A 15,026-nucleotide genomic window follows, 5' to 3' on the forward strand; every position below is an offset into this window, starting at 1 on the left:
AATTGTACTTATTTTAAAGCCTTAAAAAGGATTTCAACAGGGTGAAATGCTTTTCGGCTTGTTCCATCGCTAATTTGGTGCCTGCAGCTCGTTCCTGAGGCAGAAATCAACGTGGCTTGTTCTTCTGAACGGATCGTTGGGAATAAAACCAATTCTCCAATTTTCATCGAAATGTCATAATGTTCTTTTTCATATCCAAAAGATCCCGCCATACCGCAACATCCGCTTGGGATATTGAGCACAGTATAATTTTGTGGCAGCATCAGGATTTTCTTTAATGGAACCAATGAAGACAATGCTTTTTGGAAACAGTGACCATGCATACGAACTCTTTCAGTGTTTTCCGTAAAAGAATCAGATGTGATGCGACCTTCGTCCAATTCTTTGGCCAAAAATTCTTCGATTAGCATTGCTCTGCTGGAGAATGCTTTCGCTTTTTCTTTCAAATCGCCACGACATAAATCCGGATATTCATCACGGAATGATAATATGGCTGATGGTTCGATTCCAATTAAAATTGCATTTTCAGGTATTTCTTTGGCGAATGCCTGAGTGTTTTTTTCTGCTAATTCTCGGGCTTCTTTCAGCATTCCTTTCGAAAGATATGTTCTTCCACTTATGCCGATTTCAGGAACCACAACTTCATAACCCAAACGGTTAAAGAGTTTCACGGCAGTTTGTCCTATTTCAACATCATAGAAATTCAAGAATTCATCGTTGTACAAATAGACTTTCCCCTGTTTGAAATTCCCAGTTTGTTTGTAATTTTTGATCCATTTGGCAAAAGTGATCTTGTGCATTAAAGGCAACGATCTTTCGGTTGCAAAACCGGTTGAACGTTTCATAATGTTTCCTAAGATTCCTTTGGAACCAAAATTATACAACCAAGGCAACGAGGCGAATAATTGATTGATTTTTGGTGTGTTCCCAATTAATTTTGAACGGAATTTCACTCCGTTTTTATCGTGGTATTGTTGTAGGGTTTCAGCCTTTAACTTCGCCATATCCACATTTGAAGGGCATTCGGATTTACACCCTTTGCAACTCAAACATAAATCAAGGACTTCCAACAAACCTTCATCGTCAAACTTATTTTCTTTGGTAGAATTGGTAATGGTTTCTCTCAATATGTTTGCTCTGGCGCGAGTGGTGTGTTTTTCATCACGGGTTGCCATATAGCTTGGGCACATAGTACCACCGCTTTTTTCTGTTTTTCTACAGTCACCAGATCCGTTGCACATTTCGGCAGCACGAACGATTCCGTTATGTTCAGAGAAATCAAAATAGGTTTCCGGCATAGGAGTGTCCTGCCCTGGAGTGTATCTCAGGCTGGTATCCATCGGAGGTGTATTTACCACTTTTCCAGGATTGAAAATTCCCCAAGGATCCCAAGTGTTTTTTACTTGGATAAACATTTGGTAGATTTCTTCTCCCAACATCAGCGGAATAAATTCGCCGCGAAGTCTTCCATCTCCGTGTTCTCCGCTCAATGAACCTTTGTATTTTTTGACCAAATGGGCAATATCGGTAGCGATAGTTCTGAAAAGTGCAGCTCCTTCTTTGGTTTTTAGATCAATTATTGGGCGAAGGTGCAATTCTCCAGTAGCTGCGTGGGCATAATGCACACAACTTAGATTTCGCTCTTTTAGAATCGCATTAAAATCTTCGATAAAATCAGGCAAATCATTCACGTCAACCGCAGTGTCTTCAATAACGGCAACGGCTTTCGCATCCCCAGGAATATTAGACAATAAGCCCAATCCTGCTTTTCTCAAATTCCAAACTTTATTGGTGTCTTCGCCCCAAACAATCGGGAAGTGGTAACCAAGGTTTTTGGAACGCATCACCTCTTCCATTTCTTTGGCGATTTCGACAATTTCTTCTTTCGAGTCCCTTAAAAATTCAACAACTAAAATCGCCTGTGGATCGCCTTCCACAAAGAATCTATTTTTGCTTTGCTCGATATTTTCTTTGGTACATTCAAGGATATAATGATCGATTAACTCAACACTGTCCGGCTTGAATTTCAAGGCTTCCAAGTTGGCTTTCAACGATTCGTTGATGCTATTGTGGTGTACGCAAACCAAACCAGCGAAAGGTTTTAGTGCATCAACCAAATTCAATTTTATGGCAGTAGAGAAGAACAAAGTCCCTTCTGAACCGGCGATTAATTTGCAGAAATTAAATTTCTCGGTCGGATCGCCAAAAGGCTGACTGTCGGCCAATAAATCCAATGCATATCCCGTGTTTCTTCTCGGAATTGACTTTTTAGGATAATTTTCGTCGAATAAAGCTCTGTTAGCTGGAGATGACAATAATTCTTTGGTTTGAACATAAATATTTTGTTCCAAAGGGCTTACTACATTTATTCCGTTGCATTTGTCCTCAAATTCGGCATTGGTTAAAGCACCAAAAGTTACTTCATTTCCATCAGCCAAAAATCCTTTGATCTCAAGTAAATGCTCACGAGTTGAGCCATATATCACGGATCTTGCACCACATGCATTGTTACCCACCATTCCGCCAATCATACAACGATTACTGGTCGAGGTTTCCGGTCCAAAGAATAATTTATAGGATTTTAAATGTAAATTTAGTTCGTCACGAATCACTCCAGGTTCTACCCAAGCCGATTTTTCGACAGGGTCAACCGAAAGGATTTTGGTAAATTCTTGTGAAATATCAACCACGATTCCATTCCCGACTACTTGTCCAGCAAGAGAAGTTCCGGCTGCACGAGGAATTACGCTGCTTTTGTTTTCTCTGGCAAAAGCAATGATTTTCTGAATATCTTCCTTCGTTTTTGGAATGGCCACTGCCAATGGCATTTCTTTGTAAGCACTTGCATCAGTGGCATAAAGTGTACGCATGGTGTGATCGTACAATAATTTTCCATCTAATTGCTTTTCAAGACTTTCAAGGTTCATTTTGGTGATTTTTTATTTAAAAAATTTCAGCTTATGGATTTCGGTAATTTGAAATCTATAAGCTGAAATCTAAAATTATTTAGTATAGAATTCTATATCTGATTGTATTTGGAATCTTTTTCAGTTTTTTCTCCAAATCTTTATTGTGGAAATTATCAATATCGGTAATTACATACCCCAAAGTTTCATTGGTTTTTAGATATTGACCCAAAATATTATTGTCGTATTCTAAAAGTATATTATTGATTTGTGCCAAAATACCTTTCACATTTTCGTGAATATGCATGATTCTGTGCGCACTTTGAAGTTCAGGAAGCTGAATTTCAGGAAGGTTTACGCTTCCGTAAGTCGTACCTGTATTGATGTAATTGATTATTTTGTTGGCAACATAATGTCCGATGTCTTCTTGAGCTTCTTCGGTACTTCCTCCAATATGTGGAGTCAATATTACATTTGGCAATCCTTGTAATTCAGATACAAATGGCTCGTCATTGTTTTTTGGTTCGTATGGGAAAACATCGACAGCAGCACCGTGAATTTTACCGCTTTTCAAATTGGCTACAAGTGCTTCAATATCAACAACGTGACCTCTTGAAAGGTTCAAAAATACAACACCAGGCTTCATGTAATCAAAAGCATCTGCATCGATTAAATTTTTATTGCTTGCGCGACCGTCAACGTGTAACGAAACAACATCCGAAAGCGATAATAATTCTTTCAAAGAAGAACATTTTTTGGCATTTCCAAGAGCCAATCTGTCAACAGCATCGTAGAAATATACTTTCATACCCAATGCTTCGGCTACGATAGAAAGTTGTGATCCAATACTTCCGTATCCAACCAAACCTAATTTTTTACCACGAATTTCAACACTGTTTGTGGCCGATTTGTCCCAAACACCTTCGTGCATCAATTTGCTTTTTTCGAAAGTATTACGAACCAACATTATGATTTGTCCCAAAGCCAATTCCACAACAGATCTAGTGTTGCTGTACGGCGCATTGAAAACTGAAATTCCTTTCATACTACAAGCAGTTAAATCCACTTGATTGGTTCCGATACAAAACGTTCCAACAGCGTGAAGCTTATTGGCATGTTCCAAAACTTTAGCCGTAACGTGAGTTTTTGAACGGATTCCAAGTATTGAAACTCCTTTTATTTTTTCGATCAATTCGTCTTCAGATAATGATCCTTTGATAGTTTCTACATTATAGCCTTCATGTTCAAAGATTTTAACAGCATCTTCGTGAACGTTTTCCAATAACAAAACATTAATTCTGTTTTTTGGATAAGAAACCGAAGCTTTATATGACAATTCATAAAGAATTTCATCCAATGAAGGTGCTATTTGACTGGCTTTTTCAACCACTATTTTACGGGTTACGTTTTCGGTGAAAGCAAAAAACTTACTCACTGCTCCGCCCTCAAGAGTTTCATAATCAGTATAACCGTCACCAATCATTATCGCCTCTCCTTGAAGGTTTAATGATTTGATTTTTTTTACTTTTCCTTGGTTTTCACACAATTCGTCTTTTTCGTCAAAACCAATAATGTTTCCTTCATGATCAAATTTGAACGTATTGGCCAAAACATGTTCTGGTTTGATGCCATATTCCTGAACGATTGGGATAATAATTTCCTTAAAACCGTTTGAAATGATATAAATATTTTCAGAATGTTGTTTAAAAAAAGTTCTATTTCTAATTACCGAAGCGGTCACTTTCTTTTTTAATTCTTCAATTACATTACCAATGTGATCTCTATTGGCCTGTAATAATTGGATTCTTTGAGTCAAAGATTCTTTCAAGGACAATTTACCTTCCATTCCTAGGTCGGTTAATCGTTGAATTTCACTTAATATTTGAACGCCTGCAGCACTATCTTGGTAAATTACTTCACATAATACATCTAGTGCTTCGACTTTCATAAAAGTACTGTCAAAATCGAATATAAATGTTTCCTTATTTTCTGTCATCTTTTTTGTGTTTGTCACAAATAAAAATTATTTGTAAATTTTTTGCACAAAGATAAACCCTCGATTGTTATTCTGAAAATATATTGGTATAATACTAGCCCGTTTAACGATAATTGAGGTTATTGTTATAAATAGTCTTTTTGACGGGTCATTATTAAATTTAATCCTCAAAAAGCAATTTTAAATTTTATTTTATTTATTTAAAAATAAGTTTTTCAATGTGGATTTATACAATTTGGGATTGATATTTCTTAAAAATGACAATAACTTGTCATAATCCAATCCAAAAAATGGCGAATATGACAAGTTATTGAATTATTTTTTGCTTCTAATTTTGCAATTTCACATCAGTGCTTTCAAAAATTTTATCGGCAGATGAAGCCACAAATCCTTGGTACAAATTACCGTCAGGCATAGCGTATCGCAAGGCAAATTCGTAATAGCAAGATGGGATTTCAATCGAACCTTCTTCAAAAGTGATGGTGTATAAATCAGCTAGTGTACTAGATTGCTCTAAAAATTGCTCAGGAGTTCCTTTTATTTTTCCTCCAGAAGCGTTTAATTTCCAACCGTTTTCTTCCAAAAAGGTGTTCAATTCTTCCAGCTTTTCAAAATTCTTAAGCGCATTTACGTTAATTGTAAAATGATTGGCTCTAAAACCGTAGATATACATCCAAGCGGCATATTCTGATTCTTCCAAGAGTGATTTGTATATCGCTTGTGAATCTGATTTCCAAAAAGTACTGTTCAAAGCCAATTGTGGGTGATTAAACTCATTTGGATCGCAATCGTCCAATAATTTTTTAACCGTGTTTTGTAACGATTCGGAACATTTTTCTAACTCTAATTCGGAGATAAAAATTCTCGGTGCATCTTTGTCTGTAGTATGTTCGTAATGTTTTGCAAATAACTTTTTAGATTCAAAAACATACTCTCCACGGGCTTCATATCCAACGTTTACGAAAATTTTTTCTAAGACAGAGATGTTGACTCTTTTGTCATTAAATGTTCTAATGGCAATATGATCATTTAGAATGGTTTCACCTTTTTCTTCTAGTAAGGTGTGTATTTTTTTTGCAGATGGGGTTATTTCAGCATATTGTTCCCATAGTTTCGAAAGCAGTTGATTTTTGTCCATTTCTGTTTGTGTTTTTTGAGTTGTAATAATGACACAAAACTAGATATAAATATGTCTAACTAACATATTTTAGATTCGATTATTTATAAATTGATATTTTTTGATGTAAATTGTGTAATTTTGACATATTTTTAAAAGCTTTCTGCTTTAGAACTGTCAATGTTATAGTTTTCAACCAAATAAAGAAGCAATGTTAAATCCTAAAAACAACGAAAATACTGATTATTTGGATCAAGAAATTATCAGAAAACTAAGTGAGAATGGAAGAATTCCATATTCAGAATTGGCCAAAGAATTAAAAGTGTCCAATTCATTAGTGCATTTGCGTGTGCGAAAATTGCAGGAATCGGGTTTGATTGCTGGGTTTTCGGTAAAATTAAATGCGAAAGCCTATGGTTTTGAAACGATCACCTATACTGGAATCACCACCAAAGAAGCTCGTTTCGCATACTCAATAGCAGAGCAACTCAAATTGATTCCAGAGATTGTGGAATGTCATTGGGTTTCGGGTAAATACGCTTTATTTATCAAGATTGTGGCGGCCAATAACGAAGAGTTACGCAAAATCATCTACGAACAAATCCACATTATTGAAGGAGTGGGAGGAACGGATTCCTTTATTTCTTTTGGTTCTGCTTTCGAGAAAAACTTGCCGATACAGTAATAACCGCAAAGACACAAAGTCGCAAAATAAAGTCCTGAAATTTTCTTTGCGACTTTGTGTCTTTGCGGTATAAAATTTTTGTGTTTGTGGTCAGTTAAACCTCAAATCCCAATTTCTCCCTTACTCTCGCCAAAACACCATTAGCAACAATACTGGCTTTTGCAGCTCCTTTTTTCAATAAAGCATCTACTTCTGGAAGATTGTTGATGTAGTAGTTGTATTTTTCTCTTTCGGTTTTGAATTTTTCAACGATCAATTCAAACAATGCTTGTTTGGCGTGACCATATCCGTAATTACCACCTAAATAATTGGCTCTCATCGCTTCGATTTGACTTTCGTCTGCCAATAATTTATACAAAGTAAAACAGTTACAGGTATCAGGGTTTTTTGGAGCTTCAAGTGGAGTACTATCGGTTTCAATACTCATGATTTGTTTGCGCAAGGCTTTGTCATCCAAGAAAATATTGATAAAGTTATTCGCCGATTTACTCATTTTTCCACCGTTCGTACCAGGAATCAGCATGCTGTCTTCTTGAATTTTGGCTTCAGGTATCACAAAAGTTTCTCCCATTTGGTGGTTGAAACGAGACGCTACGTCACGGGTAATTTCCAAGTGTTGCAATTGGTCTTTTCCAACGGGAACAAATTGAGCATCATATAATAAAATATCCGCAGCCATTAACATTGGATAAGAAAACAAACCGGCATTAACATCATCCAATCGGTCTGATTTGTCTTTGAAAGAGTGTGCCAATGTCAAACGCTGAAAAGGGAAAAAACAGCTCAAATACCAAGATAATTCCGCTGTTTGTGCCACATCTGACTGACGATAAAAAACAACTTTTTCTATGTCCAAACCGCAAGCTAACCAAGCGCAAGCAGTACTATAGGTGTTACCTCTCAGTGTGTCGCCATCTTTTATTTGTGTAATTGAATGCAAATCGGCTATAAAAAGGAAAGATTCGTTTTCTGGTTTATTCGACAGTTCGATTGCAGGTATAATTGCGCCCAATAGGTTTCCTAAATGCGGAGTTCCTGTACTTTGAACGCCTGTAAGTATTTTTGCCATTTTTATTTATTTAAATCTCGTATGATTGTATGGTGATGTAATATTTGACCGCAAAGTTAATTCTTTTGCTAAATTTTCCGCAAGTTTCCTTACTTTTGACTTTATGAAAAGTATAAAAAAGATATTTTGGGCCGTTTGGCGGGTATGGTTTTATGTGGTTATGCTCATACCCATCCTGATTATGCTTCCTTTTTTGGTGGCTTCCATATTGACTGAAAGAGGTTATCCTTATTTCTTTAAAATGTCCCGTATTTGGGCCAAATGTGTGCTTTTTGGAATGGGTTTCTATTATAAAATTGAGAAAGTCCAAAAATTGGACCGCAAGAAAAGTTATATGTTTGTGGCAAACCATACTTCCATGTCGGATATTATGCTAATGCTTGCTTCAGTGGACAATCCTTTTGTTTTTGTTGGGAAAATGTCGCTGGCAAAAATTCCATTGTTTGGTTTTTTCTATAAAAGAACCAGTATTCTAGTGGACAGAAGCTGTTCAAAAAGCAGAATGGAAGTGTTTAATGAAGCTCAAAAAAGAATTGATAGAGGATTAAGTATCTGCATTTTTCCAGAAGGGGGAGTGCCACATGATGAGACTATCTTTTTGGATCATTTCAAGGACGGCGCTTTCCGTTTGGCGGTAGAACATCATTTACCCATCGTTCCTCTCGTTTTTCCGGATAATAAGAAGAGATTGTCGTACACATTCTATAGCGGTAGTCCAGGTCTAATGCGCGTTAAGATTTTGCCTTTGGTTGAAACAGTTTCGGATAAAGGAGAACCATTGGATAGAAAGGAAGTTCGCGAACATGTTCGAAACTTAATTTACAATGAATTATTAGAGTTTAAAAAACTGGATGAATCAAAAAACAAATAAATAAAAAAGACCGTCTCGTTTTTTGGAACTAGACGGTCTTTTCTGTTTTTATGCTTCAGCTAATTCCTTGATGTGACTTTTAATTTTCACTTCAAGTTCATCTGCCAATTCCGGATTATCTTTAATCAATGATTTAACTGCATCACGGCCTTGTCCAAGCTTGGTTTCACCGTAACTGAACCAAGAACCTGCTTTTTTGATAATTTCAAACTCTACGGCAAGGTCAAGTATCTCACCTGTTTTCGAGATTCCTTCACCATACATGATGTCAAATTCTGCTATTTTAAATGGTGGTGCCACTTTGTTTTTAACAACTTTTACTTTAGTTCTGTTACCCAAAACGTTTTCACCATCTTTAATTTGTGTAGAACGACGAATATCCAAACGTACCGAAGCGTAAAACTTCAAGGCGTTACCACCAGTAGTAGTTTCTGGATTTCCAAACATTACACCGATTTTCTCTCTCAACTGGTTGATGAAAAACACAGTACAATTCGTTTTACTGATCGTTCCCGTTAATTTTCTCAATGCTTGAGACATTAATCGTGCATGAAGACCCATTTTAGAATCTCCCATTTCACCTTCAATTTCACTCTTAGGCGTCAATGCAGCAACCGAGTCAATAACCACGATGTCAATCGCTCCAGAACGAATCAGGTTTTCGGCAATTTCTAGTGCTTGTTCCCCGTTATCCGGTTGCGAAATGATTAGGTTTTCGATATCAACTCCTAATTTCTCAGCATAATTTCTATCAAAAGCATGCTCCGCATCAATAAAAGCAGCAATTCCTCCCGCTTTTTGAGCTTCTGCAATTGCATGAAGTGTCAAAGTCGTTTTACCAGATGATTCTGGTCCGTAAATTTCTATAATTCTTCCTTTTGGATAACCACCAACTCCCAAAGCCAAATCAACTCCCAAAGACCCAGATGAAATAGTTTCCACTTCCTCTATGGCTTTGTCGCCCATTTTCATTACAGTTCCTTTTCCGTAGGTTTTGTCTAATTTGTCAAGTGTAAGCTGTAACGCTTTCAACTTAGCTTCTTTCTCTGAACTGCTTTTTTCTTTCATCTCTATTTCTTTTGTTTATTCGGTTTTCCCTTATTTTCTTCAAAATAAGGGATCGTTTTTATATAATTTTCGTAAAAATACTTCTTTTTTTCGAAGTAGCAAAAGTTGTTTTTTTTATCATTTGGGCGTGCCCCCGTTGCGTAAAGGAGGCTACTTATCGGAGCGGTTATTCGCCTCCTTTACGCAACAGGGTCGGGCTATACGCGCTACTTTGGTAGCTTGCTGCTATCCCTCACGCAACTCGTATTGGGGCTTTAAAACAGCAAATTTCAATTTCAATGATAATTTCAAAATCAATAAAAAAGAACAATGCATTAAATAACTATTTTCCAGTAAAAACAGCTTTTCTTTTCTCCAAAAACGCTTTGGTTCCTTCGTTGAAATCGTCAGTTCCAAAACACTTTCCAAAGTTTTTAATTTCGGTCTCATAACCATTCTTTCCTTCGGTATAATTTGCATTGATTGCTTTTATGGCTCTACCAATGGCAAAAGGTGAATTTTTTATGATTTTTTGGGCAATTCCAGTACAAAATTCGATTAACTCGGCTTGTGGAACTACATGATTTACCAATCCGTATTGTTTGGCTTCATCGGCAGTAATCATTCCAGCGGTCATAATCATTTCCATTGCTTGACCTTTACCAACCAATTGTGGCAAACGCTGCGTACCTCCATATCCTGGAATTACTCCTAGCGAAACTTCTGGAAGTCCCATTTTTGCATTGTCTGAGGCTACTCTAAAATGACAGGCCATAGCCAATTCCAATCCACCTCCCAAAGCAAATCCATTAACGGCTGCTATAACTGGAGTTTTTAGGTTTTCAATAAAATTAAAAAGCAATTCTTGCCCCTGGAAAGCCAATTGTGTTCCTTCTTCAATGGTGAAATGGGCAAATTCTGAAATGTCTGCACCAGCAACAAATGCTTTTTCGCCACTACCTGTAAGTATGATAACTTGAATTTCTTTGTTTTTACCCAATACTTTTATGGCTTTGTGCAAGTCATTGATCGTTTCAATATTCAAAGCATTTAGTTTGGTTGGTCTGTTGATAACAACGGTTGCAATGTTGTTTTCCAGTGTAATTAAAAGATTGTCGTAGTTCATTGTGTTATAGTTATGAGTTAATGATTGGTAGGGTAACGGTAAATATGGTACCTCTTCCAAATTTAGATTCAAAGGTAATTGTTCCGTTGTAGTTTTCGATGATGTTTTTTATAATTCCAAGACCTAAACCCATTCCGCTGTTTTTGGTAGTGAATTTGGGTTCAAAGATGTTGTCGATATGTTCAGGACTTATTCCTGTTCCATTGTCTTTTATCGAAATAATGACTTCTTTTTTTATTCTTTCTATGGTAACCAATATCATTTTGGTTTCTTGGTTTTCAGGAATGGCTTGCATGGCATTTTTAACCAAATTGGTAATTACCCGAATGAGTTGTGTACGGTCAATTTTGGAAATAATCTCTTTTTCGGAACATTCAAAAACAATATAATCTTCATGAAAAATATCCAAGGTGAGTTCTACCACTTCGACTACATTCAGGATTTCGTTTTGTTGGGCAGGCATGGAAGCAAAATCAGAAAACGCAGATGCAACAGCACTCATCGTATCTATTTGCTGAATTAAGGATTCCGAGAAATCGTTTAATTTCTGTCTGATATTTGGATCTTCAGGATGAAATTTTCGCTGAAAACTCTGAATAGTTAGCCGCATTGGGGTTAACGGATTTTTGATTTCGTGAGCCACCTGCTTGGCCATTTCCCTCCAAGCGAGATCTCGTTCGTTTTGGGCCAGTTTTATGGCGTTTCTTTCGAGTTCTTCAATCATCCTGTTGTAAGCATGCAACAGCATATTAATCTCCTTAATTTTGGCTGGAAAAGGTATTTTTTCATTCTTTTGGTTCAAACTGGTTTCCCTTAATTTTTCCGCAAAATCATAAATTGGTTTGGTGATAAAAGAAGAAAGCAAATAAGCCAATCCAAAAGCCAAGGCAATCATAAGAGCATATACCTGTGTTAAGCTAACCAAGAAATTGTTTAATTTTTTTTCATAATAGCCATCATCGGGAACATTGGGTAATTTTAGGATTCCGATGGGTTTAAATTTTTTATTTTTTATGAGGCTATAAGAGGAGCGATATTTTATACCATTGATGGTTTTGACTTCTACAAACCTTTTGTCAATAGAGGCATTGACTAAGCGCACGATGAATTTTGATATTATTGGCGATTGTATTGCCACCGAAAAGGATTCTTTGGAGGATTTCAGTAATTTTCCATCCAAGGAATAGATCTGTATTTCAGTATTTTGAATGTCGGATATTTCGTGAATTTTATCTTTGAAGATTAATTTTATATTGTCATCTGTCAGAGGATATGTAGTATTGGAAAGCATATAATTGATATGCTTTTTTACATAAAATTCCATGTTTTCAATTCGCTTTTGATTGTATTCTTTGGCGACAGTTTTGTATTGAAAGATGGAAATGGTTATGAGCAAAAGGGAAGTTGCAATGATTAATACAATCATTGAAAGAAAGATTCTAACACGTAATGAAATTATAGGAATCTTAAAATTTCTAAGCATAATTACGATTTATTTCGCTCCCTAATCCTTTTATAAAATTTAAAACCAAGCATAATAGTAATCGAAAACAGGAAAATACCGATTACTCCATAAATCCAATTCACTGCATTTTTTAATACAACCAAAAACACAACCGCGAATAAAATTATGGTGGCAATCTCATTCCACAAACGCATGAAATTTGTGGTGTATTTTACTTCATCCCTTTGCAATTGACTGAAAATTTGCTGACATTTTAAATGATATAAATATAGCACAAAAACGAAGCCAAGTTTTACGTGCATCCAAGGCATTTGCAACCAAGCACTTCCCAAATCAGTAAAAAACAGCATCCAAAATGCAAAAATGCTAGCCAATATGGCCGATGGCCAAGTAATGATATACCACAATCGGTATGCCATAATTTTATACTGTTTTTGAAGAATTTCCTTTTCGGGTGAAGGTTTATCAGCGGCTTCAATTTGGTAAACAAATAATCGGACGATATAGAATAAACCGGCAAACCAAGTGATTACAAAGATGAGATGTAGGGATTTGAGGTAATTGTAAATTTCCATAGAATATTATTTTGCCCAATCATTAATCCAATTGCTTACCGTGGTACACCATTCGTCATCATCATTCAAGCAAGGAATTGCCAAGAAGTTTTCTCCTCCTTTTGCTTCAAAATCTTCTTTAGCGCGCATGGCAATTTCTTCTAATGTTTCAAGACAATCCGAAACAAAAGCTGGAGTTACAACTGCAAGATTTTTGATTCCTTTTTCAGGCATTTTGTCAATTTCAATATCGGTATAAGGTTCCAACCATTTGTCGCCAGCCAGTCTTGACTGAAAAGTCAGGCTGTATTTATCCTTTGGAAGGCCTAATTTCTCAATTACTAATCTCGTCGTTTCATAACATTGATGGCGATAGCAAAAATCGTGTGCTGGAGACGGTGTGTTACAACAAGAACCATCAATTTTACAATGTGATTTTGTAATGTCAGTTTTACGAATATGACGTTCTGGAATTCCGTGATACGAAAATAACAAATGATCGTATTCAAAGCCCTCTAAATGCTTTTTCATCGAATCAGCAAGATTTTGAATGTAATCTGGTTTGTTGTAAAAAGCAGGAACATCGGTAATCTTCATATTTGGAAATTTCTTCTTACGAATTTCTTCAGCTTTTACCAAAATCGTCAGCGTAGATGCCATTGCATATTGTGGATACAAAGGAAAAAGTAATACTTCATCTACTCCTTTGTCGTGCAATTCCTGTAGTCCTTTTTCAATATTCATTGAGCCATAACGCATGGATAATGCCACTGGAACACCTACTAAAGGCTGTACTTTTTTATGCATTCTTTCTGAAAGCACAACTAAAGGAGAACCTTCCTCCCACCAAATTTTTGCGTAAGCGTGTGCTGATTCTTCAGGTCTTTTTCTTAGGATAATGCCGCGAACCAATAAAGCTCTCAACAAATACGGAACATCAATAACGTATTTGTCCATTAAAAATTCGTCTAAATAAGGTTTTACATCTTTTGGTTGTGGACTTTCTGGTGAGCCTAAATTTACTAATAATACGCCTTTCATATATAGGTTTGATTTTTTGCCAAAAGTATAGAAAGCAACTTTTTGGAAATATGATAAATGTTATTTTTTTGTTATGTTTAAATATCTAAAAGCAATGGTATTTTAGGTATTGGTATTTATGGACATCAAATATTTCTTTGGAGTCGTTGCAAACTTCTTTTTAAATGCCGCTATAAAATGGCTTCCAGTGCTGTACCCGATTTTTAATCCCACTTCATTGACATTATAGGAACCGCTGTCCAGCAATTGACGGGCGTAATCCATTTTGTAATCAAAAAGGTAGCCATAAACGGTGTCACCATAAATTTGCTTAAAACCCATTTTGAGTTTCTTTAAAGTCAAACCGATTTCATCTGCCAATTCTTGTAAACCTGGCGGTTCAGCCATATTGGCAATGATGATTTCTTTGGCTTTTTTAATTTTGTACACGTTTTCTTCATCGATCAAAAACGGGCACTGTTCCGCATTAGGATCTTCAGAACGATTGAAATACAAACTTAATAGCTCATATCCTTTGCCTTTATAATATAGATTCTTGATTGAAGGATTTAAATTATAATGGAACAATTGGCTTAATACAATTGCCATTGAAGGACTGATGTCTCCTTCTTTATAATACTTTTTGTCTTTATTCTCTTCGCTCAAAAACGGAATATGTCCCGAATCATTTGAAAATAATCGGTGAAATTTTTGAATCGAAATTAAAATTGATATCACCCAAGTATTTGGTGCCAATTCTAAATTGAGCGGTAATTCTTTTTGCGGATTGTAGAACAGATATGACTTCTCCTCATTCAAATCCAATATATAGCTCCCTTGATTAAAGTTGAATTTAGCTTTTCCTTTTAATCCAAAATGAAATTGAATCAAGCCATTACTCACTTCGTGTTTGGCTTGAAAAGTTTCTAAACTATCATTTTGAAAACGAATTAATGTAAAATCATCTTCGATAGTTATTATTTCCTGTGAACCCATAGCGATATTTTTTAAATAAAAAAATGACTTTTATCGAAAGTATTTATTTAGAATCACTCTAAATAAATCAAAAATAAACCCTCGATAGCGCTACAAAAATAGCAGTTTTTATTAGAAAACAACGAATTAAATCTAAAAAAGCATACAGCGACACAAATAGAACTTTTAGCGTTA

At 35.8% G+C, this 15,026-nt stretch carries 12 protein-coding genes; 2 read left to right on the forward strand and 10 right to left on the reverse strand.

Annotation, left to right across the window (positions count from 1 at the left end):
• Positions 1-8: 8 nt before the first annotated feature.
• From AC1DY0_RS12730 to AC1DY0_RS12740, 3 genes are all read right to left on the reverse strand, one after another.
• Complete coding sequence (locus tag AC1DY0_RS12730; protein WP_477188970.1) at positions 9-2,927, reverse strand: FAD-binding and (Fe-S)-binding domain-containing protein; 2,919 nt, start codon at positions 2,925-2,927, stop codon at positions 9-11.
• A gap of 79 nt (positions 2,928-3,006) precedes the next feature.
• Positions 3,007-4,902 carry a phosphoglycerate dehydrogenase gene (gene serA / locus AC1DY0_RS12735; RefSeq protein WP_477188971.1) on the reverse strand — a complete coding sequence of 632 codons (1,896 nt, stop codon included), beginning with the start codon at positions 4,900-4,902 and terminating at the stop codon, positions 3,007-3,009.
• A gap of 328 nt (positions 4,903-5,230) precedes the next feature.
• The gene (locus AC1DY0_RS12740; RefSeq protein ID WP_477188972.1) at positions 5,231-6,040 is read right to left on the reverse strand and encodes a 2-oxoadipate dioxygenase/decarboxylase family protein; all 810 of its coding nucleotides are present in this window, start codon (positions 6,038-6,040) and stop codon (positions 5,231-5,233) included.
• 190 nt (positions 6,041-6,230) lie between these two features.
• Here AC1DY0_RS12740 and AC1DY0_RS12745 point away from each other — a divergent pair, with 190 nt between their 5' ends.
• Entirely contained in the window at positions 6,231-6,704 is a 474-nt protein-coding gene (locus tag AC1DY0_RS12745) for an Lrp/AsnC family transcriptional regulator (RefSeq protein ID WP_477188973.1), read from the forward strand.
• 94 nt (positions 6,705-6,798) lie between these two features.
• On the opposite strand, the gene trpS is transcribed toward AC1DY0_RS12745, so the two are convergent.
• Positions 6,799-7,773 carry a tryptophan--tRNA ligase gene (gene trpS / locus AC1DY0_RS12750; protein WP_477188974.1) on the reverse strand — a complete coding sequence of 325 codons (975 nt, stop codon included), beginning with the start codon at positions 7,771-7,773 and terminating at the stop codon, positions 6,799-6,801.
• 103 nt (positions 7,774-7,876) lie between these two features.
• Here trpS and AC1DY0_RS12755 point away from each other — a divergent pair, with 103 nt between their 5' ends.
• Complete coding sequence (locus tag AC1DY0_RS12755; RefSeq protein ID WP_477188975.1) at positions 7,877-8,644, forward strand: lysophospholipid acyltransferase family protein; 768 nt, start codon at positions 7,877-7,879, stop codon at positions 8,642-8,644.
• Between the two features lie 48 nt (positions 8,645-8,692).
• Here AC1DY0_RS12755 and recA read toward each other — a convergent pair whose 3' ends face one another.
• The 6 genes from recA to AC1DY0_RS12785 all read right to left on the reverse strand — a co-directional run bounded on the left by recA (position 8,693) and on the right by AC1DY0_RS12785 (position 14,852).
• Positions 8,693-9,712 carry a recombinase RecA gene (recA, locus tag AC1DY0_RS12760; RefSeq protein ID WP_477188976.1) on the reverse strand — a complete coding sequence of 340 codons (1,020 nt, stop codon included), beginning with the start codon at positions 9,710-9,712 and terminating at the stop codon, positions 8,693-8,695.
• A gap of 322 nt (positions 9,713-10,034) precedes the next feature.
• Positions 10,035-10,817 (reverse strand): enoyl-CoA hydratase/isomerase family protein, encoded by a 783-nt coding sequence (locus AC1DY0_RS12765; RefSeq protein WP_477188977.1) that lies wholly within the window; start codon positions 10,815-10,817, stop codon positions 10,035-10,037.
• Between the two features lie 10 nt (positions 10,818-10,827).
• Positions 10,828-12,243 (reverse strand): sensor histidine kinase, encoded by a 1,416-nt coding sequence (locus AC1DY0_RS12770; protein ID WP_477188978.1) that lies wholly within the window; start codon positions 12,241-12,243, stop codon positions 10,828-10,830.
• A 59-nt stretch (positions 12,244-12,302) separates the two neighbouring features.
• Positions 12,303-12,857 carry a CopD family protein gene (locus AC1DY0_RS12775; protein ID WP_477188979.1) on the reverse strand — a complete coding sequence of 185 codons (555 nt, stop codon included), beginning with the start codon at positions 12,855-12,857 and terminating at the stop codon, positions 12,303-12,305.
• 6 nt (positions 12,858-12,863) lie between these two features.
• A complete protein-coding gene (gene hemH, locus AC1DY0_RS12780; protein ID WP_477188980.1) occupies positions 12,864-13,877 on the reverse strand; it encodes a ferrochelatase in 1,014 nt (337 codons plus the stop codon).
• 102 nt (positions 13,878-13,979) lie between these two features.
• Positions 13,980-14,852: a helix-turn-helix domain-containing protein gene (locus tag AC1DY0_RS12785; protein WP_477188981.1), complete on the reverse strand. Its 873-nt coding sequence runs from the start codon at positions 14,850-14,852 to the stop codon at positions 13,980-13,982.
• Positions 14,853-15,026 lie beyond the last annotated feature (174 nt).

This window comes from Flavobacterium sp. P1_E4 (genome assembly GCF_056405915.1).